This window comes from Streptomyces sp. NPDC058239 (assembly GCF_042882185.1).
Classification (GTDB): domain Bacteria; phylum Actinomycetota; class Actinomycetes; order Streptomycetales; family Streptomycetaceae; genus Streptomyces.
Window position 1 is genome coordinate 1 of the sequence record NZ_JBHVWS010000094.1, and the last position, 23,411, is coordinate 23,411.

General features: G+C 68.1%; 20 protein-coding genes and 5 pseudogenes. 11 read left to right on the plus strand and 14 right to left on the minus strand.

Going from position 1 to position 23,411, the window contains the following annotated elements; translation table 11 throughout:
* Nucleotides 1-91 precede the first annotated feature (91 nt).
* Nucleotides 92-1,219 carry an NADH:flavin oxidoreductase gene (locus ACFVYE_RS45360; RefSeq protein ID WP_383972572.1) on the minus strand — a complete coding sequence of 376 codons (1,128 nt, stop codon included), beginning with the start codon at nt 1,217-1,219 and terminating at the stop codon, nt 92-94.
* Between the two features lie 114 nt (nt 1,220-1,333).
* Here ACFVYE_RS45360 and ACFVYE_RS45365 point away from each other — a divergent pair, with 114 nt between their 5' ends.
* Complete coding sequence (locus tag ACFVYE_RS45365; protein ID WP_383972570.1) at nt 1,334-1,768, plus strand: MarR family winged helix-turn-helix transcriptional regulator; 435 nt, start codon at nt 1,334-1,336, stop codon at nt 1,766-1,768.
* 281 nt (nt 1,769-2,049) lie between these two features.
* Here ACFVYE_RS45365 and ACFVYE_RS45370 read toward each other — a convergent pair.
* From ACFVYE_RS45370 to ACFVYE_RS45380, 3 genes and pseudogenes are all read right to left on the minus strand, one after another.
* Nucleotides 2,050-2,295, minus strand: a pseudogene (locus tag ACFVYE_RS45370) (DUF4259 domain-containing protein); the annotation flags it as partial.
* Between the two features lie 280 nt (nt 2,296-2,575).
* Nucleotides 2,576-3,517: a DUF6924 domain-containing protein gene (locus tag ACFVYE_RS45375; RefSeq protein WP_389609397.1), complete on the minus strand. Its 942-nt coding sequence runs from the start codon at nt 3,515-3,517 to the stop codon at nt 2,576-2,578.
* 200 nt (nt 3,518-3,717) lie between these two features.
* Nucleotides 3,718-4,089, minus strand: coding sequence for a VOC family protein (locus tag ACFVYE_RS45380; RefSeq protein ID WP_389609399.1), 372 nt, complete (start codon nt 4,087-4,089; stop codon nt 3,718-3,720).
* An 84-nt stretch (nt 4,090-4,173) separates the two neighbouring features.
* Between ACFVYE_RS45380 and ACFVYE_RS45385 the strand changes: the two are divergent.
* Nucleotides 4,174-4,607, plus strand: a pseudogene (locus ACFVYE_RS45385) (ABC transporter permease); the annotation flags it as partial.
* Nucleotides 4,608-5,800: 1,193 nt separating this feature from the next.
* Here the strand turns inward: ACFVYE_RS45385 and ACFVYE_RS45390 are convergent.
* The 4 genes and pseudogenes from ACFVYE_RS45390 to ACFVYE_RS45405 form a co-directional block, all read right to left on the minus strand.
* A complete protein-coding gene (locus ACFVYE_RS45390) occupies nt 5,801-6,697 on the minus strand; it encodes an RNA polymerase sigma-70 factor (RefSeq protein WP_383972562.1) in 897 nt (298 codons plus the stop codon).
* A 293-nt stretch (nt 6,698-6,990) separates the two neighbouring features.
* Complete coding sequence (locus ACFVYE_RS45395) at nt 6,991-8,196, minus strand: NAD(P)/FAD-dependent oxidoreductase (protein WP_383972561.1); 1,206 nt, start codon at nt 8,194-8,196, stop codon at nt 6,991-6,993.
* Nucleotides 8,197-8,449: 253 nt separating this feature from the next.
* A pseudogene (locus ACFVYE_RS45400) lies at nt 8,450-8,818 on the minus strand (transcriptional regulator); the annotation flags it as partial.
* Between the two features lie 335 nt (nt 8,819-9,153).
* Nucleotides 9,154-9,645, minus strand: coding sequence for an FBP domain-containing protein (locus ACFVYE_RS45405; protein ID WP_389609401.1), 492 nt, complete (start codon nt 9,643-9,645; stop codon nt 9,154-9,156).
* A gap of 84 nt (nt 9,646-9,729) precedes the next feature.
* Here ACFVYE_RS45405 and ACFVYE_RS45410 point away from each other — a divergent pair, with 84 nt between their 5' ends.
* Nucleotides 9,730-10,311, plus strand: a complete 582-nt coding sequence (locus tag ACFVYE_RS45410) for a TetR/AcrR family transcriptional regulator (protein ID WP_383972558.1) — start codon at nt 9,730-9,732, stop codon at nt 10,309-10,311.
* A 56-nt stretch (nt 10,312-10,367) separates the two neighbouring features.
* The gene (locus ACFVYE_RS45415; RefSeq protein WP_389609403.1) at nt 10,368-11,549 is read left to right on the plus strand and encodes an SGNH/GDSL hydrolase family protein; all 1,182 of its coding nucleotides are present in this window, start codon (nt 10,368-10,370) and stop codon (nt 11,547-11,549) included.
* Nucleotides 11,550-11,669: 120 nt separating this feature from the next.
* Here the strand turns inward: ACFVYE_RS45415 and ACFVYE_RS45420 are convergent, their stop codons facing one another.
* The 3 genes and pseudogenes from ACFVYE_RS45420 to ACFVYE_RS45430 all read right to left on the minus strand — a co-directional run.
* Nucleotides 11,670-12,089, minus strand: coding sequence for a hypothetical protein (locus tag ACFVYE_RS45420; protein WP_389609405.1), 420 nt, complete (start codon nt 12,087-12,089; stop codon nt 11,670-11,672).
* Between the two features lie 1,044 nt (nt 12,090-13,133).
* Nucleotides 13,134-13,715: a hypothetical protein gene (locus tag ACFVYE_RS45425; RefSeq protein ID WP_389609407.1), complete on the minus strand. Its 582-nt coding sequence runs from the start codon at nt 13,713-13,715 to the stop codon at nt 13,134-13,136.
* A 253-nt stretch (nt 13,716-13,968) separates the two neighbouring features.
* Nucleotides 13,969-14,427 (minus strand): annotated as a pseudogene (locus tag ACFVYE_RS45430) (kinase); the annotation flags it as partial.
* On the opposite strand from ACFVYE_RS45430, the gene ACFVYE_RS45435 reads away from it, so the two are divergent.
* The 3 genes from ACFVYE_RS45435 (at nt 14,383) to ACFVYE_RS45445 (ending at nt 16,481) form a co-directional block, all read left to right on the plus strand.
* On the plus strand, nt 14,383-14,763 hold the full coding sequence (locus tag ACFVYE_RS45435) for a transposase family protein (protein WP_383972580.1): 381 nt from the start codon (nt 14,383-14,385) through the stop codon (nt 14,761-14,763). The pseudogene ACFVYE_RS45430 and the gene ACFVYE_RS45435 overlap by 45 nt on opposite strands.
* A 235-nt stretch (nt 14,764-14,998) precedes the next feature.
* Complete coding sequence (locus tag ACFVYE_RS45440; RefSeq protein ID WP_358943971.1) at nt 14,999-15,082, plus strand: cittilin family RiPP precursor; 84 nt, start codon at nt 14,999-15,001, stop codon at nt 15,080-15,082.
* Between the two features lie 82 nt (nt 15,083-15,164).
* Nucleotides 15,165-16,481: a cytochrome P450 gene (locus ACFVYE_RS45445; protein ID WP_389609409.1), complete on the plus strand. Its 1,317-nt coding sequence runs from the start codon at nt 15,165-15,167 to the stop codon at nt 16,479-16,481.
* Here the strand turns inward: ACFVYE_RS45445 and ACFVYE_RS45450 are convergent.
* On the minus strand, nt 16,467-17,069 hold the full coding sequence (locus ACFVYE_RS45450) for a transposase family protein (RefSeq protein ID WP_389609411.1): 603 nt from the start codon (nt 17,067-17,069) through the stop codon (nt 16,467-16,469). The genes ACFVYE_RS45445 and ACFVYE_RS45450 overlap by 15 nt on opposite strands.
* A 100-nt stretch (nt 17,070-17,169) precedes the next feature.
* Nucleotides 17,170-17,382: pseudogene (locus tag ACFVYE_RS45455) on the minus strand (hypothetical protein); the annotation flags it as partial.
* 273 nt (nt 17,383-17,655) lie between these two features.
* Here ACFVYE_RS45455 and ACFVYE_RS45460 point away from each other — a divergent pair.
* Nucleotides 17,656-19,158 (plus strand): carboxylesterase/lipase family protein, encoded by a 1,503-nt coding sequence (locus tag ACFVYE_RS45460; protein WP_383972547.1) that lies wholly within the window; start codon nt 17,656-17,658, stop codon nt 19,156-19,158.
* 169 nt (nt 19,159-19,327) lie between these two features.
* Here the strand turns inward: ACFVYE_RS45460 and ACFVYE_RS45465 are convergent, their stop codons facing one another.
* Complete coding sequence (locus tag ACFVYE_RS45465) at nt 19,328-19,756, minus strand: SRPBCC family protein (protein WP_383972545.1); 429 nt, start codon at nt 19,754-19,756, stop codon at nt 19,328-19,330.
* Nucleotides 19,757-20,432: 676 nt separating this feature from the next.
* On the opposite strand from ACFVYE_RS45465, the gene ACFVYE_RS45470 reads away from it, so the two are divergent.
* The 3 genes from ACFVYE_RS45470 to ACFVYE_RS45480 all read left to right on the plus strand — a co-directional run bounded on the left by ACFVYE_RS45470 (nt 20,433) and on the right by ACFVYE_RS45480 (nt 22,681).
* A complete protein-coding gene (locus tag ACFVYE_RS45470; protein WP_389609413.1) occupies nt 20,433-20,642 on the plus strand; it encodes a DUF1707 domain-containing protein in 210 nt (69 codons plus the stop codon).
* A 10-nt stretch (nt 20,643-20,652) separates the two neighbouring features.
* Nucleotides 20,653-21,129, plus strand: coding sequence for a hypothetical protein (locus tag ACFVYE_RS45475; protein ID WP_383972542.1), 477 nt, complete (start codon nt 20,653-20,655; stop codon nt 21,127-21,129).
* Nucleotides 21,130-21,448: 319 nt separating this feature from the next.
* Nucleotides 21,449-22,681 carry a YwqG family protein gene (locus ACFVYE_RS45480; RefSeq protein ID WP_389609416.1) on the plus strand — a complete coding sequence of 411 codons (1,233 nt, stop codon included), beginning with the start codon at nt 21,449-21,451 and terminating at the stop codon, nt 22,679-22,681.
* The last annotated feature ends 730 nt before the right edge of the window (nt 22,682-23,411 follow it).

Consider the following 23,411-nt stretch of genomic DNA (forward strand, 5'->3'; position numbering starts at 1 on the left):
CAACGGTTCCAGCTTCGGACCACGACGCGGTGCTGGCACACCCGAAGAAGCACTCATGCATGAACTAACGACGAATCTCGGGCGCAGGACACTAGCTCAGCGTCTTCAGCGCCGCTGCGTCGTACGGCTTCAGCTCCTCGACCCGGCCCGCCAGGACCTTTGCCGCCCACTCCGGGTCCTGGAGCAGGGCGCGGCCGACGGCGACCAGGTCGAACTCGTCGCGCTCCAAGCGGTCGAGGAGGTTGTCGATGCTGCCGACCGCGGCACCCTCGCCCGCGAACGCGCGGATGAAGTCGCCGTCCAGGCCGACCGAGCCGACGCTGATGGTGGGCCTGCCGGTTAGCTTCTTGGTCCAGCCCGCCAGGTTCAGGTCCGAGTCCTCGAACTCCGGGAGCCAGTAGCGGCGGGTGGAGGCGTGGAAGGCGTCGACGCCGGCCGCGGCAAGCGGGGTCAGGATCGCATCCAGCTCCTCCGGGCTCTGGGCGAGCCTCGCGTCGTAGGCTTCCTGCTTCCACTGCGAGTAGCGGAAGATCACCGGGAATTCGGGCGAGACGGTCTCGCGGACCGCGGCCACGATCTCGGCCGCGAACTTCGTCCGGGCCACGGGGTCGCCGCCGTAGACATCGGTACGGCGGTTCGTCCCCGCCCACAGGAACTGGTCGAGGAGATAGCCGTGGGCGCCGTGCAGTTCGACGCCGTCGAAGCCGATGCGCTCGGCGGCCGCGGCAGCCTCGACGAAAGCGCCGATGACGTCGTCCAGGTCGCGCCGGGTCATCGCCTTGCCGGTGCCCTCGGTGCCGTCGACGCGGATGCCGGAAGGGCCGATGGCGGGGGCGTCGACGTAGGGCGCATCGCCCTGCTTGCGCACCATGCCGATGTGCCACAGCTGCGGGACGATCGTGCCGCCCGCCGCGTGAACGGCCTCGGCGACCTTCGCCCATCCCGCCAGCTGCTCCTCACCGTGGAACCGCGGCACACGGTCACTCTGCCCGGCCGACTCGTGACCGACGTAGGTCCCCTCTGTGACGATCAGGCCCACACCCGCGGCGGCGCGACGGGCGTAGTACGACCGCACGTCCTCACCGGGGACGCCGCCCGGGGAGAACATGCGCGTCATCGGCGCCATCACGATGCGGTTCGGGACGGTCAGGCCGTTCAGCGCGACGGGCCGGGACAGGATCTCGGCCGCGCGGGGGGCCGAAGACGCAGTGACGGTCACGGAGGTGCTCCTCGTATGTACTTGATAACTTTGATGGTTGATAACTTCAAGCAATGAGAAGACGGTAAATGTAGATATTTGAGATTGTCAAGTTTCCTGGGTAAAGTGACTCCCATGACAGGAACTGCCCGCGTCGATACGGCCCGGCTCATGGAGCTGCTCTCGGTGTCCCTCGGTGCCTACTACGGCGACTTCACGGTCGCGGCGGCGAGCGAGAACCTCACCGCGAGCCAGGGCAAGGCACTGACCGTGCTGCGCCGGGGCCCCGCCGCGATGCGCGCCCTGGCCCACACCCTGACCTGCGACGCCTCCAACATGACCGGGATCATCGACCGGCTGGAGAAGCGCGGCCTGGTGCGCCGCGAGCCCAGCCCCTCCGACCGGCGCATCAAGAACGTCGTCCTCACAGCCGAGGGCGAGCGCGTCACCGACACGATTCGCGCGAAGATGCGCGCCACACAGGAGGGCCTGGACAGGCTCAGCGACCAGGAGCGGGACTCCCTGCACACCCTGCTGGAACGAGTCTTCATTTCCCAGCCCGCCGCCTGAACCGGGGGTATCAGCCGGCCCCGTTGAGAGTTCCCGCGCTGCAGCTGAGTCAGGGTTACGCGTAACCGTCGGCGCCCGTCCACGCCTCGGTCGCCGACGCGCTGGTGGGGCTGAGCGAGAACACCGGCCACTCGCCCCCTCCCCCGGTCACCGCCGACGAGCCCCGTCAGCCGGCGGCCGAGGCTGTTCGCGCCGGATCGCCGCGTACAGCTCGACCTTCGGCATCCGCGGCATGACAAGCACCTTTCACCGAGAGCATCCTCCGACAGGCCGTAGTTCGAACACGCCGGCTCGCCGTCAGGGTGCTGTGCGACAACCAGGGCTGCCGCGGCCACGACTCGCTCGGCGTCGGGGGCGTCCAGGTAGTCCGCAGGGTCGGCGGGGCGTTTGAGTACGCTGCGGATCGTGGACTCGCGTTCTTCCACGGCTGCCTCGTCCAGATCGCCCGCGAAGTCGGCGGCGGTACGGACGGCCCCGCAGCAACCGGCGTATCCGTGGTTGGCGAACGCGCCGACTCGAATGCTCAGTCACGGGTACTGAGGCCGAGCGCTTCAGTTGGCACCTGCGCGCTTGAGTTGGCACCTCGAGCGTCAGAGATGGTGCGCAGGGAACTCAGCCACACCGCTGATCAGTGGCCTTCTCCGATCTCGGCTTCTGTCGGTGTGCGGATCGGTCCCCGTCATCGGCAGGGCGCTCGGCCGACACGACAAGACCGCCACCCGACTGGTCACGGAAGCGGGCGGAAACCTGGAGCCGATACGCCCGTGACGACCACGGCCGAACCTGATCCGGCCAGAGATCCGCTGATCATCCCTCCCACCACTGCTCCATGCCCTCCACGACGACGAACTCGTGGAAGTCCATGTTTCCGATCTCCAGGTTGCAAGCCATCGATCCGACCTCGCGGCACGGAAGGACAGCGGATTGCCCCGGGGTGTCGTACAGGTCGACGACGGTCAGCGGTCGGCCGGGCTCGGCAAAGGTCCTGGCCTCGGCGAGCGCGACCAGCGTGGTGTGCTTCTCGGGCGGGACCAGCGCCGGCACCTGGCCCGGCCAAAGGCCCTCGAAGGCCCGGTCGTCGACGACCAGCGCCTCCAACGGGTAGTTCTCCGCGTCGATCTCGTCCGGGTCCAGGTCCACGCCGACCCAACCGTCCTCGTCGGCCCCGCCCAGCTCGTCGAGCAGGGTGTGCCAGCCCTCCTCGTCGTCGAAGGAGGTTCGGACCAGCAGGGCCGCGGCGGTGGAGGGCAGTGCCGGGAAGGGCCGGCACGTCGGCACCGTCGGCGCGGGGAAGGCCGGCCGGCCACCGTCCCCCTGGTACATGCCGTACCGGTCCATGTTGCGCACCAGGTCGTCGAACGCGAGCCCGCCGCCCAGCAGGGCGGCCAGAATCTCGCCGAGCCGGGCCGACGGGACCCGGACGCCGCGCCCGGGTATCGCCGCCAGGTCCACCAGCAACGGCCCATCCCCGCCGTACACCACAGGGATGTCTGCCAATGCGACGACCGGAGGCGCGAGGCCGCCGCCCGGGACAAGCGCCGGCACATTGCCGCCGTGCAGGTAGTCCCATCCACTGCCTTGGACCAGGCGGAGCCGCACCCCGTCGCCCCCGAGGATGAACACGTCGCCCTCTCGGCGGCCCCCGACCTCGTCGAGCAGCCCGGCCCACAGGGCCTTGCCATCCTCATAGCACGTGCAGACCAACAGCACTTCACCAGGCGCAGACTGGGGAAGCTCGGGAAAGGACATGACTCTCCTTCGAAGGACTGGCGCGGGGACCGCGACACTGGCCCACCCGCCCCGGGGCCGGAGCACTCTATTTGGCGGACAGTGCCAACTACGGTGCTCAGTCACAGCTGTGATGTGACTGAGCACCGTAGTTGGCCCGTCGCCGACACAGGCACTGGCCGGGGCGGCAGCGGTTCCTCTGTGCCTCCTGAATCCCCCAGTCAGCCTCGGCAGATGCAGAAGGGATGACCAGCCGGATCAGTGAGAACCCGCGCCCTGGCGGCCTCATGAGGCTGGTGATCCGGCTTGCCCGCGCCCAGCTCCAGCAGCCGGGCCTCGGTCTCGTCCAGATCCACGACGTCGAAGCAAAGGTGCAGCTGTTGGGGAACGGTCTGGTCAGGCCAGTGTGGAGCCCGGTAGCCGTCGACCCGTTGAAAACCGATGAAGAGGCCGTCCTCACGGTTGAGGCCCGCGAAGTCGGCGTTCGACTTCGGGTGAGGTGCGAGGCCGGTGGCCTGCTGATAGAACGCCGCCAGAGTCAGCGGATCAGGACAGTCGAGTGTTATCGCGCTCAACTTCATCTGCAGGGGCATGACACCTCCGGGGCGACCACTGGACTTCCGCAATGATCATCCTAGAGGCGGCTGCCTACGGATGAGCGGAACACCGACCACCGCGTGCTGCAGTGCGTGATGAGCGTGGGCCTCGTCGGGGCCGTCGCGGTGGCCATAGGGTTCCGGACCACGGATGCCGCCGCCCTGGAGTGGATCTTGGCGTTGGGGCTGTTGACGCTCGTTGCCCTGGCGCTCACCTGGATCGCGGTCGGGATGCGCCTGTCCAGTCCGAACGCCGAGGCGGCCAGCAACAACGCCCTGCCGCTGATGGTCCTGCCGCTGCTCTCCACCGCCTTCGTGCCGGTCGATGCGATGCCGGGCTGGTTCCAGCCGACCGCCGAGTACCAGCCGTTCATGCCCACCATCGAGACGCTGCGCGGACTGCTGCCCGGCAGCGAGATCGGCAACAGCGGGTGTCTGGCCGTCGTCTGGTGCCTGGGGCCGGCCGTGCTCGGCTACTTCTGGTCCACGTCGCTCTGTTCAACCGCGACCCGAAGCAGCGGGAGAAGGACCGGTCCGCAACTTGGGGGCCGCGCCCCGCAGCTCGTCCCACTGCAGGGCGGCGTACTCCGACACCGCGTCGGCGCACGCCGCCCCGTCGGCGTTCTCCGCCGCCTGCCGGGTCCGCGCCGCCGACATCGCCGGCTGGAACTCGCGCTGCACCCACAGCCGTTGGCCCTGCCCCTCGAGCACCACGCAGCAGTGATGCTCCTCACCGAGGTCCACCCCGGCCCAGACCTCGAACATGGCCGCTCCTCCGCCAGCTGTTTGGAGCCGCGGTCCACGAGCGCGCCCGCGGGCAGAGCGATCAGCGCGAACGCTGCCGTGGTGGCGGCGGTCAGCAGCCCGACCTGGAACATGCTCGCCTTGAGCGCGACGACCGCAACCAGCGGCAGTGCGATCTGGGTGACCGCCGGGCCCATCTCGCTGACCGTCTGACCGCTCCACAGCAGCATGAAATCCCGCTGACGCCACAGGCTCGTACCGCCGAGCTCCGGCTCGACATCCTGACCGTCCTTCGCTGCTTGCGTCTCAGCACCAGCTCCGCCCGCAGACCCACGGCTCGGACCATGCCGCTGATCACCAACACGCTTACACGGTGCTCTCGGTTCTCGCCGACGTCTCCCGGCCTCTCGATCGAGAACCGATGCCAGAACTCACCGACACCCGATCCCCGCCTTCACCTACACAGCCAGCAGCCGGTGGCACCTGCGCGACCCTCGTCTCACCCTGCCGTTCCTCTGCTGGGCCTTCCCCGGTGCGGGTGGTCCGGCCTCGACCTGGGCATCCACACCGGCGGGCTGAGCGCGGCGCGTCCGGTGAACCGGGCATGACACATCAACCCGCTGAGACACGGTTGCAGGTCACATGAACCCATCCAGGACCGTACCCGGCCGCAGGTTCATGTCGGCCACGGCGAGGTCCAACCAGTACCGGACCGGGGGTACAAGAACACGATGTCGTCGGTGCGGCGCAGCACGGTCCGGTCCCGTCGTTCTCCAGACTTCGTTGTGCCTCATGAGACATTGCGCGGTCGGGGAGGGCGCCTGCGGCGACACAGTGAACGCGCTCACTCGTCGACCTGACTGTCTCGGCCAATCCGACCCGCTGGCGGGTGGTGAAGGCGAGGTGAACCGTACGGGGTTCGGCGCTGCACCGAATCCCCAAGTGGCCAACCCGCCACCGGTATTCATCGCAGGGTGAGCGGGGTCTCGGATGCGACGCGGGACAGCTTCTCCGGGTTGCGGACGTAGTAGAGGCCGGTGATGCGGGCGTCTTCGACACCGATCGCCATGACGCCGTCGATATCGCCGTCCAGGCGTACGACGAGTGCCGGGTTGCCATTGACCACGGTGGGCTCGCAGGTGATCGTGACTCCGGCCTTGGCGGAGCCGCCGAGGTAGAAGCGGGCCACCTTCTCGGCGCCGATGACCGGCCGCAGCGCAGCCCGCTTGACGCCGCCGCCGTCGCTCACCAGGACGACCTCCGGGGCGAGCACGTCGAGGAGGTCCTGTAGGTCCCTGGTTTCGAGCGCGCGCTGGAACGCCTCCAGGGCCGCCCGGGTCTTGCTCGGGGAGACCGCCTGGCGGGGGCGGCGGGCGTCGACGTGCCGGCGGGCGCGGTGGGCAATCTGGCGGACGGCGGCGGGGCTCTTGTCGACGGCGGCAGCGATCTCGTCGTAGCTGACGTCGAAGGCCTCGCGCAGCACGAAGACGGCGCGCTCGGTCGGCGACAGCGTCTCGAGGACGAGCATCATCGCCATCGACACACTCTCGGCGAGCTCGACATCCTCGGCCACGTCCGGCGCGGTGAGCAGCGGCTCGGGCAGCCACTGGCCGACGTACGCCTCCTTGCGGCGCTTCATCGTGCGCAGCCGGTTGAGCGCCTGCCGGGTCGTGATCCGGACCAGGTAGGCGCGCTGGTCGCTCACCTGCTCCATGTCGACCTTGACCCATCGCAGCCAGGTCTCCTGGAGGACGTCTTCGGCGTCGGCCGCCGATCCGAGCATCTCGTAGGCGACGGTGAAGAGCAGGTTGCGGTGGGCGACGAACGTCTCGGTCGCCGGGTCAGTGGCGTGGTTGCTCATATCTCGACCCCTCTCCTTCGCGGCCGGCCCTGGTTGCCGACGGTCTTCAAGCGTGCATCCACGGCAATGTCCTTTTCGTTGGCAGCCGTTCGATCTGACGCACCTGTTCGGTGCGGTGGAGAGTGGGACACCACCCGGCGCACGGCTGTGACACGCCAAGTTGACGACGATTCGTTGCTCAAAGGGCCGCTGATGAACGCGTGCGTGCAGCGGCGCCCCACGATAGGGGCGTCGCCGCACGACATGCGATCCGGATCCATTGTGGTCGGACCGGATCGACCACGAGTGCCTGGCTAGGCTGCCCGTCCAGCGGTGGCTGGCGCCTCGCCGCGCTTGGCCCGCAGCAACTCCTGGCGCTTGGCACCTCCTGAGACTCGGTGCAAGCTGTACGAACCGGGCTCGTGTGCCTCGTCGGCCAGATGCTTGACTATGCCCCTGCACACGAACTCCTTGAGCCTCGCGCCAGGGCGACCGTCGATGTGAAACCACAGCGCGACGTCGTACCGGTGGGCGAACTGGAAGATGCCGGCGCGTCGGCCCAGGCTGATGCACTGGCCGGCGAACGCCTGGTTGAGGGTCGAGGGTTGCTCACCCGCGATCTGGCTGAGCACCGTGTCGGCGGCCCGCGCACCCAGAGGCATCGCGGCCTGGCAGCTCATCCGCAGCGGCAGGTCCGACGGTGCCGCCGAATCCCCGGCCGCGACAATGCGCACGTCGTCCACGCTCGTCAACGTCTCGTCGGTGAGCAGGCGGCCCAGAGCGTCGGTGCTCAGCCCGCTGTGCTCGGCCAGGTCCGGCACCCCGAATCCGGCGGTCCAGATGGTCACCGTGCTCGGCAGCCTGCGGCCGCCGCTGAGCTGCACGGCGTCGCGTGTCACCGCCGTCACCTTCGTGTCGGGGCCTTCGAGCACGGACACACCGAGCTTGGCCAGCCGCTTGGCGACCGAGCGCCGACCCCGCGGATGCAGGTACGGACCGAGCGCCCCTCCGCACACCAGGGTCACGGCGCGGCCCGCCTCCGCCAGCTCGGCGGCGGTCTCGATGCCGGTCGGACCGGCTCCGACAACCGTCACCGCGGCCGTCGCGGGCGCGGTGTCGAGGACCGGCCGCAGCCGCCCCGCCTCCTCGAAGGTGGCAATCGGGTAGGCGAACTCCGCAGCCCCGGGCACAGCCGGGTCGGCGCTGCCGCTGCCCACCGCGTAGATCAGATAGTCGTAGCCGACCGTGCCGCCCGACGCCAACGTCACGCTGCGCTCGGCCGCGTCAATTCGTGTCACGGTGTCGACCACCAGCCGGACGCGCTCGCCCAGAACCTCTCGGTAGTCGACGACCGCGTCGTCGGAACCGCCCACTAGTTGGTGCAGGCGGATCCGCTCGACGAACGTCGAGCGCGGGTTGATCAGCCTCACGGTCACGTTGTCGCCCCGCGTCAGGCGATTGGCCGCCATCACGCCGGCGTATCCGCCGCCGATCACGACCACATCGGTGTTCTCAGCCATGGTGTCTCCTCCGCTTCAAGGGCGTTCGGCCTCAAGACACCGCGTGATCGATCGCTGTGACAGCATGTGAGGCAGGTCACTCCACAGGCGTGGCCTCCTGGACGGATTCCGGCTCGGCCGCTGGGACGTCACCGGCGCCACCATCTGCTTGGCCCAGGTCGCCGTCGCGAAGCTGGTGACGACCAGCGGCTGGCCGAGAACGGAGGCGAGGCCCTGGCCGCGCCGTTCAGCCAGTGGCCTGTGCGGGACGGGGTCAGCCAGGCAGCGAGCTGCCGGCACCGGCGTCGGTGGGAGCAGGGGCCGATACATCGGCCCAGGAGGAGAGGATGCGCAGCGCGTCGTGGGACGGGGAGCCGGGTTCGGCGGACCGCACCACGAGCTGCTGGTCGGCGTCGGTGGTGAAGGCGAGGGTGTCCCGGTCGAGGGCCAGCTCGCCGACGACCGGATGTTTCAACATCTTGGTGCCGACGCCGCGCACCGCGACGTGATGGGCTGCCCACCAGCGACGGAAGTCGGTGTCCTGGACCGACAGCTCGCCGACGAGTGAGGTGAGGCGCGGACTGTCGGGATCGCGCGCGGCCTCCATGCGCAGCTGGGCCACGCAGGTGTGGGCGACGTTCTTCCCCGGCGATCGTCGTCGTCCACCCCGGCGGCGGCGTGAAGGAGCAGGCCGCCGGCCTGTCCGCGGGCAAGCTCGCCGAGCAGGGCTTCGCGACGCTGGCCTACGACGCCTCGTCATCACCCATCCCCTCGGACACGGCTCCGTCACGCTCGCCCTCCTCCTCTTCGGCGGCCCCGCGCTCTGCCTCGACGATGACGACAACAGGGCGGATGAGGACGGAACGAAGATCAGGGGCCGGCCAGGGCAGTGATCAGCTTGCGAGCCGTTGCCCCGGTCAGCCACTTCATGGCCGGACAGCGGCGGCGATACGGGTGGGACCAGGAGGCGGGCCCGGGTCATGCGGTCACCTTGGCGATGAACGCGGCGAGATTCGCCACGGTCCGCTGGACCTTCTCCTCCAGGGTGAGGGACTCGTGGAGGCGTGCGCCGATGCCCGCGTCCTTCTTCCCGCGTACATACAGGGAGCAGGCCAGGTCGCTGCACATGTAGATGCCAACCGAGTTGCCCTGCTGCCCGGCCTTCCCGGACCTCGGCGCGACCATCAGAGAGACGCCCCCGGTGTGGGTGGTCACGCACACCGAGCACATGCTGCGCCGCATCTGCCAGGAGTCGACGCCGGAGGAGCGCAGCTGGACGCCGACCGGGCGGCCGTCCAGCTCGGTCACGAGGTAGGCCCGGTCGGGGGCCCGGGGATCTCGCCAGCCCAGGAAGTCCAGGTCGCCCCAGCACCGCTCGGCCAGGTCACGGGGGACACTCAGGCGCTTGGCCTCGCCCTTGGTGCAGTTCACAAACGCGGTACGAATCTCTTGCTCGGTCAGTGACTTCATAAAGCACACGCTAATTTGCCTAATCGAGTTAGGCAAATGCATAATCATTGACGTCAGGGATGAGAAGCGATTCGGAGGATGAACATGGCACGGGCCGAACGAGTAGGACTGACCACGGAGCGCCTGGTCCGGGCGGGGGCAGAGCTGGCCGACGAGGTCGGCTTCGAGCAGGCGACCCCCGCGGAACTCGCCCGGCGGTTCGGTGTCAAGACCGCGAGCCTGTACTCGCACGTGAAGAACGCCCACGACCTCAAGACCAAGATCGCTCTGCTCGCCCTGGAGGAACTCGCCGACCAGGTCTCCACCGCAGTGGCCGGACGGGCCGGCAAGGACGCTCTGACCGCTTTCGCGAACGTCTACCGCGACTACGCCCTCAATCACCCAGGTCGCTTCGCCGCAGCCCAGTTCCGGCTCGACCCGCAGACGGCGGCCGCCAGCGCCGGCGTCCGGCACGCCCAGATGACGCGGGCAATCCTGCGCGGGTACAACCTGGCCGAACCGCACCAGACGCACGCGGTGCGGCTGCTGGGCAGCGTCTTCAGCGGCTACGTCGGCCTGGAGACCGCCGGCGGCTTCAGCCACAGCGCCCCCGACTCGCAGGAGAGCTGGACCGAGATCCTCAACGCGCTCGACGCTCTGCTGCGCACCTGGCCCACCACCTCCTGACCAACCCTGCCGGGCGCCTCTGCCAACTGACCCTTCTGATCGAAGAGACCGACGAGATGAACACCGAGCACGACTGGACCACCACTCCCATCACCGCCGGCCTCCTGCGCGGCGCCCTCGACCTGGAGCGCACCGAACGCGGCGTACTGCCCCACCGGTTGCCCGCGCGCGCCCGGCAGCAGATCCCCGACGGCCAGCTGGCCATGGCGGAGTCACAGCCCTCCGGAGTGCGGCTGACCTTCCGTACCCGGGCCACCGCCGTCGAGCTGGACGTCGTGGCCACCAAACGGGTCTACGTCGGAGCACCTCCACGCCCCGACGGGGTGTACGAGCTCCTCGTCGACGGGCGGCTCGCGGGCCAGGCCAGCGCGACCGAGGGCGACACGCTCACCATCGACATGGCTTCCGGGACCGCACAAACCCGTCCCGGGCCGGTGGAGACCCTGCGCTTCACCGACCTGCCAGACGTCGAGAAGGACGTCGAGATCTGGCTGCCGCACGACGAGACCACCCAGCTGGCCGCCCTGCGCACCAACGCCCCCGTCCACACACCACCGCCCAGCGGCCGCAAGGTCTGGCTGCACCACGGCAGTTCGATCAGCCACGGCTCCAACGCCGCCACCCCAACCGGGATCTGGCCCGCCCTGGCCGCCGCTCTGGTCAAGGTGGAGCTGGTCAACATGGGATTCGGTGGTAGCGCTCTGCTCGACCCGTTCACCGCCCGCACCATGCGCGACACCCCCGCCGACATGATCAGCATCAAGATCGGCATCAACATCGTCAACGCCGACCTGATGCGGCTGCGCGCGTTCGGCCCGGCCGTCCACGGATTCCTCGACACCATTCGCGACGGCCACCCCACCACCCCGCTGCTGGTCGTCTCGCCCATCTACTGCGCCATCCACGAGACCACGCCCGGACCCAGCGCTCCGGACCTCAGCGCGATGAGCGAGGGGCGACTGCGGTTCGTGGCCACCGGCGATCCCACGCAGAGCGCCGCCGGGAAACTGACCCTCACCGTGATCCGGGACGAGCTGGCCCGCATCGTCCAGCAGCGTGCCGCCACCGACCCGAACCTGCACTACCTCCACGGCCTCGACCTCTACGGCGAGGCCGACCACGCCGAACTGCCGCTGCCCGACCATCTGCACCCGGACCCCGCCACCCACCAGCGCATCGGCGAACGCTTCGCCCACCTCGCCTTCGGCGGCGGCCCGTTCACCATGGAGAACCACTGACCGGCTGTCGGACCGCGCTCGGGCAGGATTCGTTTGGGGAACTGTCACGCCTCCCTACGTTGTTCTGCGGGACATGGTGAGTCCTTCATTGGGTTCACCTAGCGGCACAGGCAGGCGCCTCTACTGGCCCGGCGACCGCGCCCAGGGAGCGAAGCGTTGGCCAGGTGCCGCGTCCTCGCGCCAGTACCTCAGAACTGTCTCCTGGACGATCTCGAGTCGCTCGGCGGCAATGAGGCACGAGACAGGCTCCTGCCCACCGGCGTCGGCCTCGAAGGCGACCACGACGGGCAGTTCTCCGCCGAGCTGACGAGTGACCTGCAGAAGCTCGTCAGACGACGGGGTACGGAAAGTCGGATCGCGGAAGCTCGACGGGCAGCTGACGAAGACCGGGTCGTCAAAGACCAGCTCCAGGCCATGGTGGTAGGTCAGATCATGACCAGCAGCAAGCCGGAGCTGCCCGGCGTTCCAGGAGATCACGTCCCAGTCCCACCAGGACCCTTCGGGGAGCTGAACCTCAGCATGCCGTCGTTCGACGTCCACCCTCAGCCCCTCATCAGTTCGAACAGATCGCCAGGCTACACAGCAGCTTGAGGCCCCCGGCTTGACGGGTTACGCGCCTGAGGTGTCTGGGACGTCTCGGTGGAATCGAATCACCCGCGCCCGTCTGCATGCGGCGGGAGCCCGCAAAAGGGGGAACTGCAGGTCGAGCCGCCAGGTGGTGTCTTTCACCGAGCAGCTGTCATCCGGCGCTGCGTGGCAGCGGGTCAACTGCCCCGCGGTGGCTGCTACGAAACCGGCACTGCCCTGGCTGGGCTTGGCATTCATCGAACGCCTGCGATTTGGTACCCACTTCGCGATGGGCGGTGCGGTTGGAGCCGCGGACGCCTTCGTGGACCTGCCGGCCGACTATCTGCAGGGTGCTGGGTCCCGATCCCCCACCCTGACCACCCGGAACGATCTCGCCCATTGGCGGAGGGAGATGGGTGGAATCAACGTCGAACAACGATCGTTCGTGATAAACGAAGATCGACATTGTATTCCCGCAGGCCACGGCTGGGAACGCTCCTCGCGTACGCACCTATGTAGCGGGCATCCCCTTCTCGCGGGCTGAGGTCGGCACCGTCGAGTCGGCAAGGCCGGGGAGCGCAAAGGGACGAGCCACCGCGGTTGAGGCGTGGTGGCCCCGCCCAGCAGGGCCACCACTTCTGGGTCGGGTCAGGATCTCAAGGGGCTGCCCGCATGGCCTTACGTAGGGCGAGCCGGAGCGACGCGATCGTTGCTTCCGATTTCTCACGTTGTTTCGCGAGTCCTTATGGCGCAGCTGCGAGCCTCGGTGAGGTCTCTGGCCAGGCCTGGTTCTGATGTTCCAGGTCCTGGATTCGATTGACGAGATCTGCTTGTGCCACGTTGTCGATTTCCGCGCCCAGGACCATGGACGCGGTGCTTCAGCGCGTCACACTCCCGTTTCAGGTCCTGGATTTCCTCGCGGGCGAGTGCGAGGTCGGTGTGCAGGCTGGCGGGCGTGGCCCGCTCGGGTCGGGGAGCTGCGGCTGCTTCTGCGCCGTGATGGGTCTGGTCGTTCATCTATGCGGCCTCGGTCGCACGCCTCGCGACCCAAAATCGGTGGACCGCCCAACCGGCACCGAGCGCGGCGGCTGTCCAGACGATGACCTCGGCGAGAATGATTGACGGGGTCACGGTGAGGTGAGGCCGGGGAGGTAGCACGACCATCTGCACGGCAGCACCTACCGGAACGGTCAACGCCGCAAGCAAGCCGATCAATCCAGGCCGCCTGATGGCGGCACCCACGACACCCAGGACCAGCCCGAGCGGCAGACCCACGATCCACCACCAGACCATATCCGTGCCGACCCCCCAGACGAAGGCATCCGTCACGTAGTACGCCCCCGTGGCAGCGAACAGCGCCAGGGCCCCGACCAGCGCACCTCGGGCCCATGTCCCGGCCAGCCAGCCCACCGCCACCGCCAGAGCGGCCCAGGACCAGCCTGCGTCCATCAGCAGGCTGAGCACCTTGGCAGCCTTGCCCCAGACCGTGCCGACGAGCGGCATTCCCAGCTCCCCATACGGCGACGAAAGGGCGTTGACGAGCGAGGTACCCGCCCCAAATCCCACCCCAACGGTGAGACCTTCAAATATGATCTTCATACCGCGAGGATATCCAGCACGTTCAGCTCACGGCGTAAAGGAGGGCATCCCGAGGCGGACGGTGCGTGACCGGCCGGCAGGGACATGGGCGAAAGCGGCCACAACGGGGACGCCGGTTCCCCGACCACGCCGATAATTCGTGGTGATCTGCACGCATTGAGCACCGAGGTTTTCGGCCCGGGTAACGGATGCCGCATCAGATGATGCAGGAGCAGGCCCAACAGACCGCGCGGCAGATATACAAACCGGGCGGTCAGAGTTCCAGTGCGGGCAGGCCGGCCAGGCCGGTGTCCAGCATGATGCGATCGACGGTCGCCGCGAGGGTGCTGTCGGCGCCGATGACAGCCTCGATGCCGTCGGGCAGCGAGTCGAGCTCCCGGTACCAATCCTGCAGCGCCTCCTCACCGACCTCGTCCGCGATCGGCTTGGTGGTATGCCGGGCCAGGGTCTCCACGAACGGCACGTGCAGGTAATAGGCGTGGGTCGGGCCGCGGTGGTCAGCGCGCAGCCGGGCAAGCATCTGGCCGTAGCGGTCGGCGTACAGGATCCCTTCGACGACAACGTGGTACCCGGCATTGAGGGCGTAGCGGGCCGTCAGGTCGATCAGGCCGATGTTCACCGCGCCGGGCCGGTCCCGCTCGCGCAGCACGATGCGGCGCAGGTTGTCCTGGCCGACCAGGGCCAGGCCACGGCCGAAGCGGTCGCGGATGCCAGGTCAGGAGCCCTTCCCTACCGGCTGCAAAATCGCACCGGACTCGTGATGCCCCACCGCCGCCGCAAAGGCGAAGAACTGCCCGACTGGAAACAAGCCCACAACAAGTCCCACAATCAGTTCCGCACCCGCGTCGAGCATGTCTTCGCCCGCATGAAGACCTGGAAGATCCTCCGCGACTGGCGCCTCAAGGGCGATGGAGTCCACCACGCCATGCTCGGCATCGCCCGCCTGTGCAACCTCAACCTCGCCGGACGGGCGAGCGGCCGGACTGTCCACCGGCCACATCCACACCCAGTCAAAGATCACTGCCGAACAAGCCCTGCTCCACGGTAGGCCACCATCTCGCTGGGCTTCCGGGCGATCATGAAAGAGGAGTTCGGCATTCGCGTCCGGGGCCCGGTCCGACAACCGCTCTCGAATGAGAACTGATTGCAGGATAGGGCGCAATAAGCCTCGTTGTCCCCATATGGGAAAAGCGCCTCTTGACGTGTGTCAGTCAACGCCAATAGCGTCTCGTCCGTTGTTGCTCTACCGCGATCTGACTGTATTCATCGGGAGGTGTATCTCTATGCGTAAGCTCGTGCTCACCGGAGCCCTGTTCATGCGGCTCACCCGCAAGGACCGACTGACCGCCCCGTACTCGTATTACTGATCGGCGCGGCAAGTAGCTGCCGGGGTGTACGAGCGCTGCTCGCACACCCCGGTAATCCCGGAAGGGCGAAAGGCGGGGCGGGGTGGCAGAGAAAACGCTGGTAGACATACCGGGGCCGACAGGCGACCGCGTACTCGGAAATCTTCAAGAATTCAGCACCGATCCCCTCCGGTTTCTCACCGTATGCGCGAGGGATTACGGGGACATCGTCCGCATCAGTCCGCGGAACGTCCTGCTCGCGGGCCCTGAGCACGTCGAGCGCATGCTCGTCGACCGAAACGCCGACTTCGTCAAGCAAGGCCCCGAGACCCGGCGCGCGGGACGCAGGCAGAGCCTGCCGTTGTCCACGATGAGCGCTGACGGGGAGGACTGGAAGGCCAAGCGTCGACGCATCCAGCCGGCCTTCGGCCGGGAACTGTCCGCGACAGCCGCCGCCGCCATGCGCGGGCAGGCCGAGCGGATGCTGGAGCAGTGGCGTCCGGGCCAGGTGCGGGACCTGCAGCAGGACGTGTCGGTGGTGACCCTGCGCCTGGTCACGGCTTTGATGTTCGGCGAGGAGTACACCGACTCAGAGGTCGCCGAAGTCGCCGGGATGGTAGTTCCGATCATGGAACTCTCCGCCTCGCCGGTGGTGCTCCCCGAGTGGCTTCCCACCCGTCGCAAGCTGCAGATCCGCCGCAATCTCCGTCGGGTCGAACGGACTCTCGCCCGAGTCGCCGCCTCGGGCCGCGCGGCGGACCCGAAAGCCGCGCCCGTACTGCACGCACTGCTCCACGGCATTCCGACGCCCACGTCGGCCGAGGTGAACGACGAACTGGCAACCCTGCTCATGGCCGGATACGAGACCACGAATGACGCCGTGGTGTGGGCCAGTGTCCTGCTCGCCCGAAATCCGGATGCGGCGGAGCGCGTGTACCGCGAAACGGAGAAGGCGCTCGCTGGGAATGCCAGGGGGATGGCGCTGCTGGGCGAACTGCCGTACACCGACGCTGTTCTGCGGGAAAGCCTCCGGTTGTACTCACCAGTCTGGATGACCAGCCGGGACGCCCGTGTCGATGTGAAGTTCTCGGACTACGTTATTCCGGCTGGCACCACGGTCACGGTGAGTCAGTGGGTGAACCACCGCGACCCGCGGTACTGGAAGCAGGCCGGAGAATTCCGCCCAGAGCGCTGGCTGGGGAAGGAGCCGACGGAAGTTCCACGCGGCTCCTACTTTCCCTTCGGGCTCGGCCCGCGCACATGCTTCGGCGCCTCCCTCGCAGGGGTCGAGGCCGTCAGCCTGCTGGCCACCGTGTGGTCCCGCTTCCGCCTCCGCCTCGCGACCCCGGAGTCCGTCCGGCCTCGTCCAGCCCTTGCCCTGCAACCGCTGGGCGCACGCTTCACGTTAGAGGCATGGTGATTGACGGGGATCCACAAGGCGAAGCGGGCCGCTCCGCTGAGTCCGGTCTCGCAGTCGATGAGCACGGTGCCGTAGTGCTGCCCGCGTCGAGCGGCGAAGTCGTCGACGCGGCACCTTCGGAACGGTCCAGCCGGGATCGGGAAGGGCGATAACCGTCCGCAAGACTGTTGTCCGGCTCACCCGTGTGTGCAGGACAGCGGCCAGACGGCTCCCGGCCCGGCCACCGAGCGCGACAGCGACAGCCTCCAGCACGCGTCGGGCGGCAGGCGTGCGGCGATCATGACGAACGGTCAGGCCCTTGACCTGCTCGGCGAACGTACGCCGCGGACAACGAACGTTCTCGCAGTACAGCCGCCGCATCGTCAGCTCGATCAGCACTGGCCGATCCCCGACAGGCGTATCGGCAAGGCATCTTCCGTACGTGCTGTGCACCCGGTTGGACACAGTCGCACACCCCGGGCAGGCCACACCGGCCTCCCGGGTTCTCGCCACCACGTGAACCGCCCCGCCCTTGACGGACACGCGCTCCACCAGCAACTCCCTGAGGTGCGGAAACAGGTCACCGACGAGCTCATCAACCTGCGCCACAGTCCCAGATGACGCTACGTCACCGAGGCCAAGCCCCGTTGATCGTCCGCACTGTCCCTTCTCAACGGAGTTGTCGCCGTGTCAGCCAAACCCAGTCGTCTCACCCCGTGGGAGCGGTCAGGATGCAGATCAGTCCGGTCTCGGCCAGGCATCCGTCGATGAGTTGGTGCTGGAGCTGGATGTGTCTGAGGCCTCGGCGGAGCGTTCGGATGAGGTGGTCCGGGTCCTCGAAGGCGGTGTTTGCCGTCGGGCCGCGCCGAAGAAGTGACCAGACGCTCTCGACGGGGTTGAGGTCCGGGGCCACCGCAGGGATCACCGCAAGATCATGCGAGCAGTCTGAAGACAAGCACTGACACCCCGCTCACCGCGACAAGAAGCCTGTTCACCACAGAGGTACGCACCCGCCAGGGTCCCGTACGGCAAGGGAACCGGCCAGTCGACCGCGACGTGTTCTGAAAAGCGGGGGATTAACATCGGCGATGCGTCAATCATCATGATCTCGGTGTTGGTCCTGAGGCGCCGAACGATGGAAAGCTGAGTCTCAGCCCCCACCCGGCGGCCTGACGCGCAGCGAGAGGCAAACTCCTTGGACATCTTCAGGACGAGGAACGGTTCAGTCAAAGGCCATCGTGCCGCTCCCGACGTCGTCGCCGTCCTCGGCATTCCCTATGCCGCCGCACCGTTCGGCGCCAACCGGTTCCGGGAACCACGCCCGGCATCCGCGTGGACAGGGGTGCGGAACTGCACGGACTTCGGCGCGATCGCCCCGCAGTCGGCACAGTTGCCCGGCGCACCCGCATGGTCCCCTGACGACGAGGACATCCTCACCGTCAATATCTGGACCCCTGCCCCGGACGGCGGCTGCCTGCCCGTCCTGGTCTGGATCCACGGCGGTGCCTACACCTTCGGCTCCTCAGCCCAGCCCGACTTCGACGGCACCGCACTGGCCCGCGCCGGTCTGGTCGTGGTCACCCTCAACTACCGGCTCGGCTTCGAGGGCTTCGGACACATCCCGGCTGCTGAAGAAACCTCGTACCCGGACAACCGGGGTCTGCTCGACCAGGTCGCCGCCCTGCACTGGGTTCGTGAGAACATCGCCGCCTTCGGCGGCGACCCGGGCAACGTCACGGTGGCCGGACAGTCCTCCGGGGCCGCTTCGGTGGCCTGTCTGATGGTGATGGACCGCGCCCGCGGCCTGTTCCACCGCGCCATCACCCACAGCGCCGCCAGTCCCTGCTACACGCTCGAAATCGCTGCGGCAACCACCCGCGAGGTCGCCGCAGCAGCGGGCTGTCCTGCCACGCCCGACGGCCTGGCATCCGCGACCCCGCAGGCCCTGGTCACCGCTTCCGACCAAGTGGTCGACGACTACCGGCGCGACCCCGCCTCCGGAACCCGCCACTACGACCCCTCTCTCTACGCCCCCGTCCTGGACGGCGACGTCCTGCCCACCGACCCCCTCACGGGGATGGCCACCGGTGCGACCCGGGGAGTGGATCTGCTGGTCTGCCACACGACGGAGGAGTACTGGCTACTCGACGCCGTCGGGAGCAGCGCGAAGATCAACACCGACGAGCAACTGGACCTGTTCTCCCAGGACTTCGGCCTCCCCGCCGGGCTGGTGCCCGGCTACCGCGCTGTGATGCCCCATGCGCCGGTGCTCGACGTATACCTCGCCGTCTTCAGTGACCTGCTGTTCGGCGAATACAGCAACCGACTCGCCGAGCTTCATGCCCAGGCCGGCGGCCGGGCGTTCCTGTCGCGATTCGACCGGCGACGCAGCCGCCCGGACGCGATCGTGCGGGCCTGGCACTGCGCGGACATCCCCTTCGCCTTCGGCAACCTGGACGTCGACTGCCTGGCATTCCTCATAGGCGGTGCACCCACTCCCGCAGACCATCAACTGTCACGCCGCATGGTGCGGGCTTGGGCCGATTTCGCCACCACCGGAGACCCGGGCTGGCGGCCGGTCAACGACTCCGCCACCCAAGTCAGGGTGTGGAACAGCGACGACGATGCCGCCGTCGACAATCGAACCGCCATCCGCGCGCTCTGGGCCAGGGCCGAGTTTCCAGTCCTGCGTCCGTGAACCGGGTGACCGCTAACTAAGCGGGTGGTGCTTCGGTGATGCGGTCGGGGGCGGGGATCTCGGGCGGGAAGTGCCGGTCCAGGATTTCCGCCCACCGGTGCAGGGCTGCGAAGCCAGTGGCGTCGGTCTGTGCGCCGGTCCTTGCACGAGCACGACCAGCACGTCGGGACTAATGCCGGCTCTCCAGCAGGTCCTTGAACTTCTCCAGGTCGGTCCGGACTGTGTCCTCGATCGCATGGACCTGGGCGAATCCCTTCGGGCCGCCGAAGGTCGCCCGCACGGTGTCCGGGTCGTACTCCAGCCGGACTTGCAGCTGGGTGTGCTTGTCATCCAGCGGGTTCACGGCGAAGGCAGCCTTCAGCTCCGGGCTGTCCACCGTGCAATCCATCACCTGGCCCTTGCCGCGATCGGCGATGCGAGTTTCGAAAGCCTGCTCGCCGTCCCCGATCCGAACGTCGAGATGGGCTCGGCTGCTGCCATGCGCAGCGGCACTCTTCACGCCCTCCATGAACATCGGGTACTCATCGATGCGGTGCAACTGCGCCCAGACCTCCTGCGCCGGGACATCGACGTTGACCTGTTCTTCGAGCCTGCTCATCAGGAGCCTCGCTTCCCGGCCCGGCCGCCCGGGCCATCGGTACCTCCAGCCTGCTCTGCTGCCAGCACCCCGGCCACCCGGCCCGGTTCTCGCTCAATTTCCGCGATCCGGTCACGCTCCGTGAGTGCGGCGGGGTCTTGCACAGCGAGATGGGACACCGGGATCGAGAGCGATCTTCGAATCCGGGGACAGCGATGGGCCGTCCCTCTCATACCGAACCGGCCGGGCAGCAGAGGCTGCATGATGCTGGTCACCGAACCGGGTGACCAGGACCGGCCTGGATGTTTCCTCAGGGCCGTGGTCCAGGAGGGCCACCATGTTCGCCGTATCCTCCGTCCAGACCGCTTCGAGGTACCGGCAGGCCCTGAGTATCTCGGCCGTCGGCACCGCTGCCAGGCCAGCACACCGCCGAAGTCCTCAAGGGCGCCGCCCGACGCCCTCCAGCCCGAACAGCACAGTCGGTCCGACCTCTGGAACCGGGCTGACTCTTACCGCCCCAGCCTGCCGGAGGGCCTGGTGCAGGCACGGCCATGCCCCTTCGCCCCGGGCGCAGGATGGTCCCCGTCCGGCAGCCGGTTGGGCTTGGCCGGGATTCATATCGCGATATAGCGTTAGTCCTCCAGTCGCGCCGCTGGCTGCATCGCGCAAAGACGTTCGACAGGACCAGGACGGAGGCATGTCGGGAGAGATCTCGCCCACCGGGAAGCGCTCCGGCCCCGGCTCGTCGCCCGAGCTGCGGGCCTCTCATGCGGACCGGGACCGGGTGGTGGACGTGCTGCGTGTCGCGGCGGGGGACGGCCGGCTGACCGCGGCCGAGTTGGACGAGCGCCTGGAAGGCTGCCCTGTCGGCGCGGACCGTCAGCGAACTGACCGCGCTCACCACTGACCTGCCGTCCGTGTCGGCCTCGACCGGCGTGGCCGTAACAGAGGTCAAGGATTTACTCCTGATCGACCAGAGGTTCAGTTCGGTCAAACGTGTGGGGCAGTGGGTGGTGCCGCGCAGGCTGGAGCTTGCGGCGGAATGGTGCGAGGTGACGCTCGACTTCACTCAGGCAGTGATCACGCAGGACACCTTGCGAATCGACATGGACATGCGCGGCAAGACCCTGACGCTGGTCACAAAGCCGGGCATCGTGCCGGCTTCCCGAAGGTCGTGGTGGGACTGGGACGTCGTTGCCTGGGGCGCTTTTGATCATTTTGATGCGGTTGACGTGGCCCTCGACGATGCCTGGCCTCCAAGGGAGAGTCAGGCCGACAGTGACGGCTGCGAGGTCGCAGCCGTGAACCGATCCGGCGGTACCCGTCGCGCAGATCCCGCTGCCCAACCATGTCGTTCAGCTCGGCGAGCGGGGCGACCTCCGGGACCGGAGTGAAATGTTGCGGCGGAAGCAGCCGATCATCCCTTCGACTCCGCCCTTTTCGCGATCCTCTTCGATGCCCCGGCGGCAGTAGAAGCTCTCGATGGCGAACCTCCGTGGGTTCGCGATTCCCGAAGGGTGCGCGGGCTGAACCCATGGGCGTATACGGGAAGTTGGCCTGTGTAGCATGCAGCCCAATGGGTGCGCGAGGCGTCTGCGGCGGCCGAGAGGGCGACAGCGATCGTGCAGCGGAGGCTGGTCTTGGCGCGGCCGTGTCGGCCGGTGGCCAATGAGCTCGCCGATCATCATTGCTCGGTCGGGAGGCCAGGTGGACATGGAAGCGCTGGGAACGCTGCTGCGAGCGCGCTTGCCCGCGACGCACGGGCAGGTCCGATTGGAACTTGTCGAGCCAGGCCTTGACCTCGCGTCGGATGGGCGCCTCACCGTGAGGCTGTGCATGCACAACGACCGCACCGGCGAATACGGAGAGCAGACAGTCCAACTGGCCCCGGCAGCGCAGGACCCCGAGCGTGCCCACGCCTACGCCCAGGCGTGGGTGCAGTCGCTGCCGTCCCTGCTGGCATGTGTCGTCGACCGGATGGGCGAACGGTCCGTGGCCCCCAGCCTGCTGGAGTTTCCTCAAGTAGTACTCGAACGGAGCCAGGCGCGGACCGCAGCGCAGTTCGTCGAACAGTTCACTGATCCCCGCACAGTGCAGGCATGGGCTGCAGCGGCGGATGCCGCCAACACCGCGGAGTGGGTACGGGATGTCTGCCAGGACCTGCGGCTTGGCAGGCACGCCGACGCGCTGGTCGCGTTGTGCCGCACCGGAGTCGACCTGACCCCCCGCTCCGATGGCATGGCCGCTTCGCGCACCCGCCTGGGCGGGTGTCCCGACCTGCCGTCCGGTGCGGCGTGGCCGCACCGCCGAGATCGCGCGATGACCTTCCTGGCACAGATCGATCTGGCCGAGATGAGCCGGTGCGACGATGACCGGATACTGCCCTCGGCCGGATTGCTGCAGATCTTCGCCGATCTCACCAGCGGCACTGCGTGGGACAACACGGCTCAAGGACCAGCGGTGCTGGTCATGACCCAGCCGTCGGACACCCGCGAATTCGTTGCCACGGCGGCTCCTGCGGGAGCCGAGACGTTCCCGCAGCGCGCCGTGATCCCCTCGGTGAACCTGACGCTGCCTCCGTTGGACAGCCCCTTTTACCACGACTTCACCGAGTTGGACCTCACTAACCGTGACCCCGCCTGCCCAGGTGAGGAGTTCGCGGCGTTCATCGAGTTCCTCAATGAGTTCCATCCCCCGTTGGATGACGATGACCGGCCTCAGCACCGGCTGCTCGGCTATGCCGATCCCCTGCAGAACGACCCCTGGGAGCAGTGCGCGACCGCTGAACCGGACGTGCCGCCCACGCAATGGCAACTGCTCGCCCAGATCGACTCCGAACCGGGCGCTCTGCTTGGCGACAACGGTCTGATCTACGTCTTCATCCCACGCGATGCGCTGGCGGCGGGCGACTTCACCCGGGCCCGCGGCGTGTGGCAAACGCATTGACCACATCCGCAGCTCTGCCACGACGTGGGATGAGGTGAGTGCGGCGAGGCCGCCCGGGCCCCGGGCAACGATTATCTGTGTGACCTGTTCACGGCGGGTGTGTTCGCAGTCTGCGCACAGGCCCCCCTCAGCGGGGCGGTACCCGTCCGGGCCCACGGCGTCGGGCGCGACATCCGACTGACAGGACGGACACTCGCAGGCAGCTTCCCACCGGACCGGCTCCTCGCGCCGCCACAGATCCTCCACGACCCGGCCGCTTCCTGCTCCTGGCGGCGTCCGTCCTCGCGAGCGTCGTACTTCTCCTCGGTCCCGATGTTGGTGAGGGCGCCGGTGAACGGCTGCCACTCGGAGCGGCCGAAGCGCCACCAGACGGGCCCATGAGGGCCGTGGGTTCGTAGCTGGTCGAGATGGGCGGCGATGAGAGGGACGGTGCCCGCGGAGTCCCACCAGCCGTCCCGCTCCCCCTGGGGTCGTTGCTTGACCGGGCCCTGCCTCTGCGACGAGCGAGGCGCACTGCGGGGTCGCCCTGGCCGGGCCGGCGTGACCGGGGCGCAATCACACCGGAGCCGCAGCTGACGCCGGGCAGCCCATACCGTGCCCGTTCGCGATGCCCCGTAGGTGCCGGGGGCCGCTCTTCCCGATGCCCGGAGGATGGAGCGTCAGGTGAGTGATCCGGCTGGTCGGGTGCCCGGCGTGCTCACACGCCGGGGCCCCCAACCCCCCCGCGGGC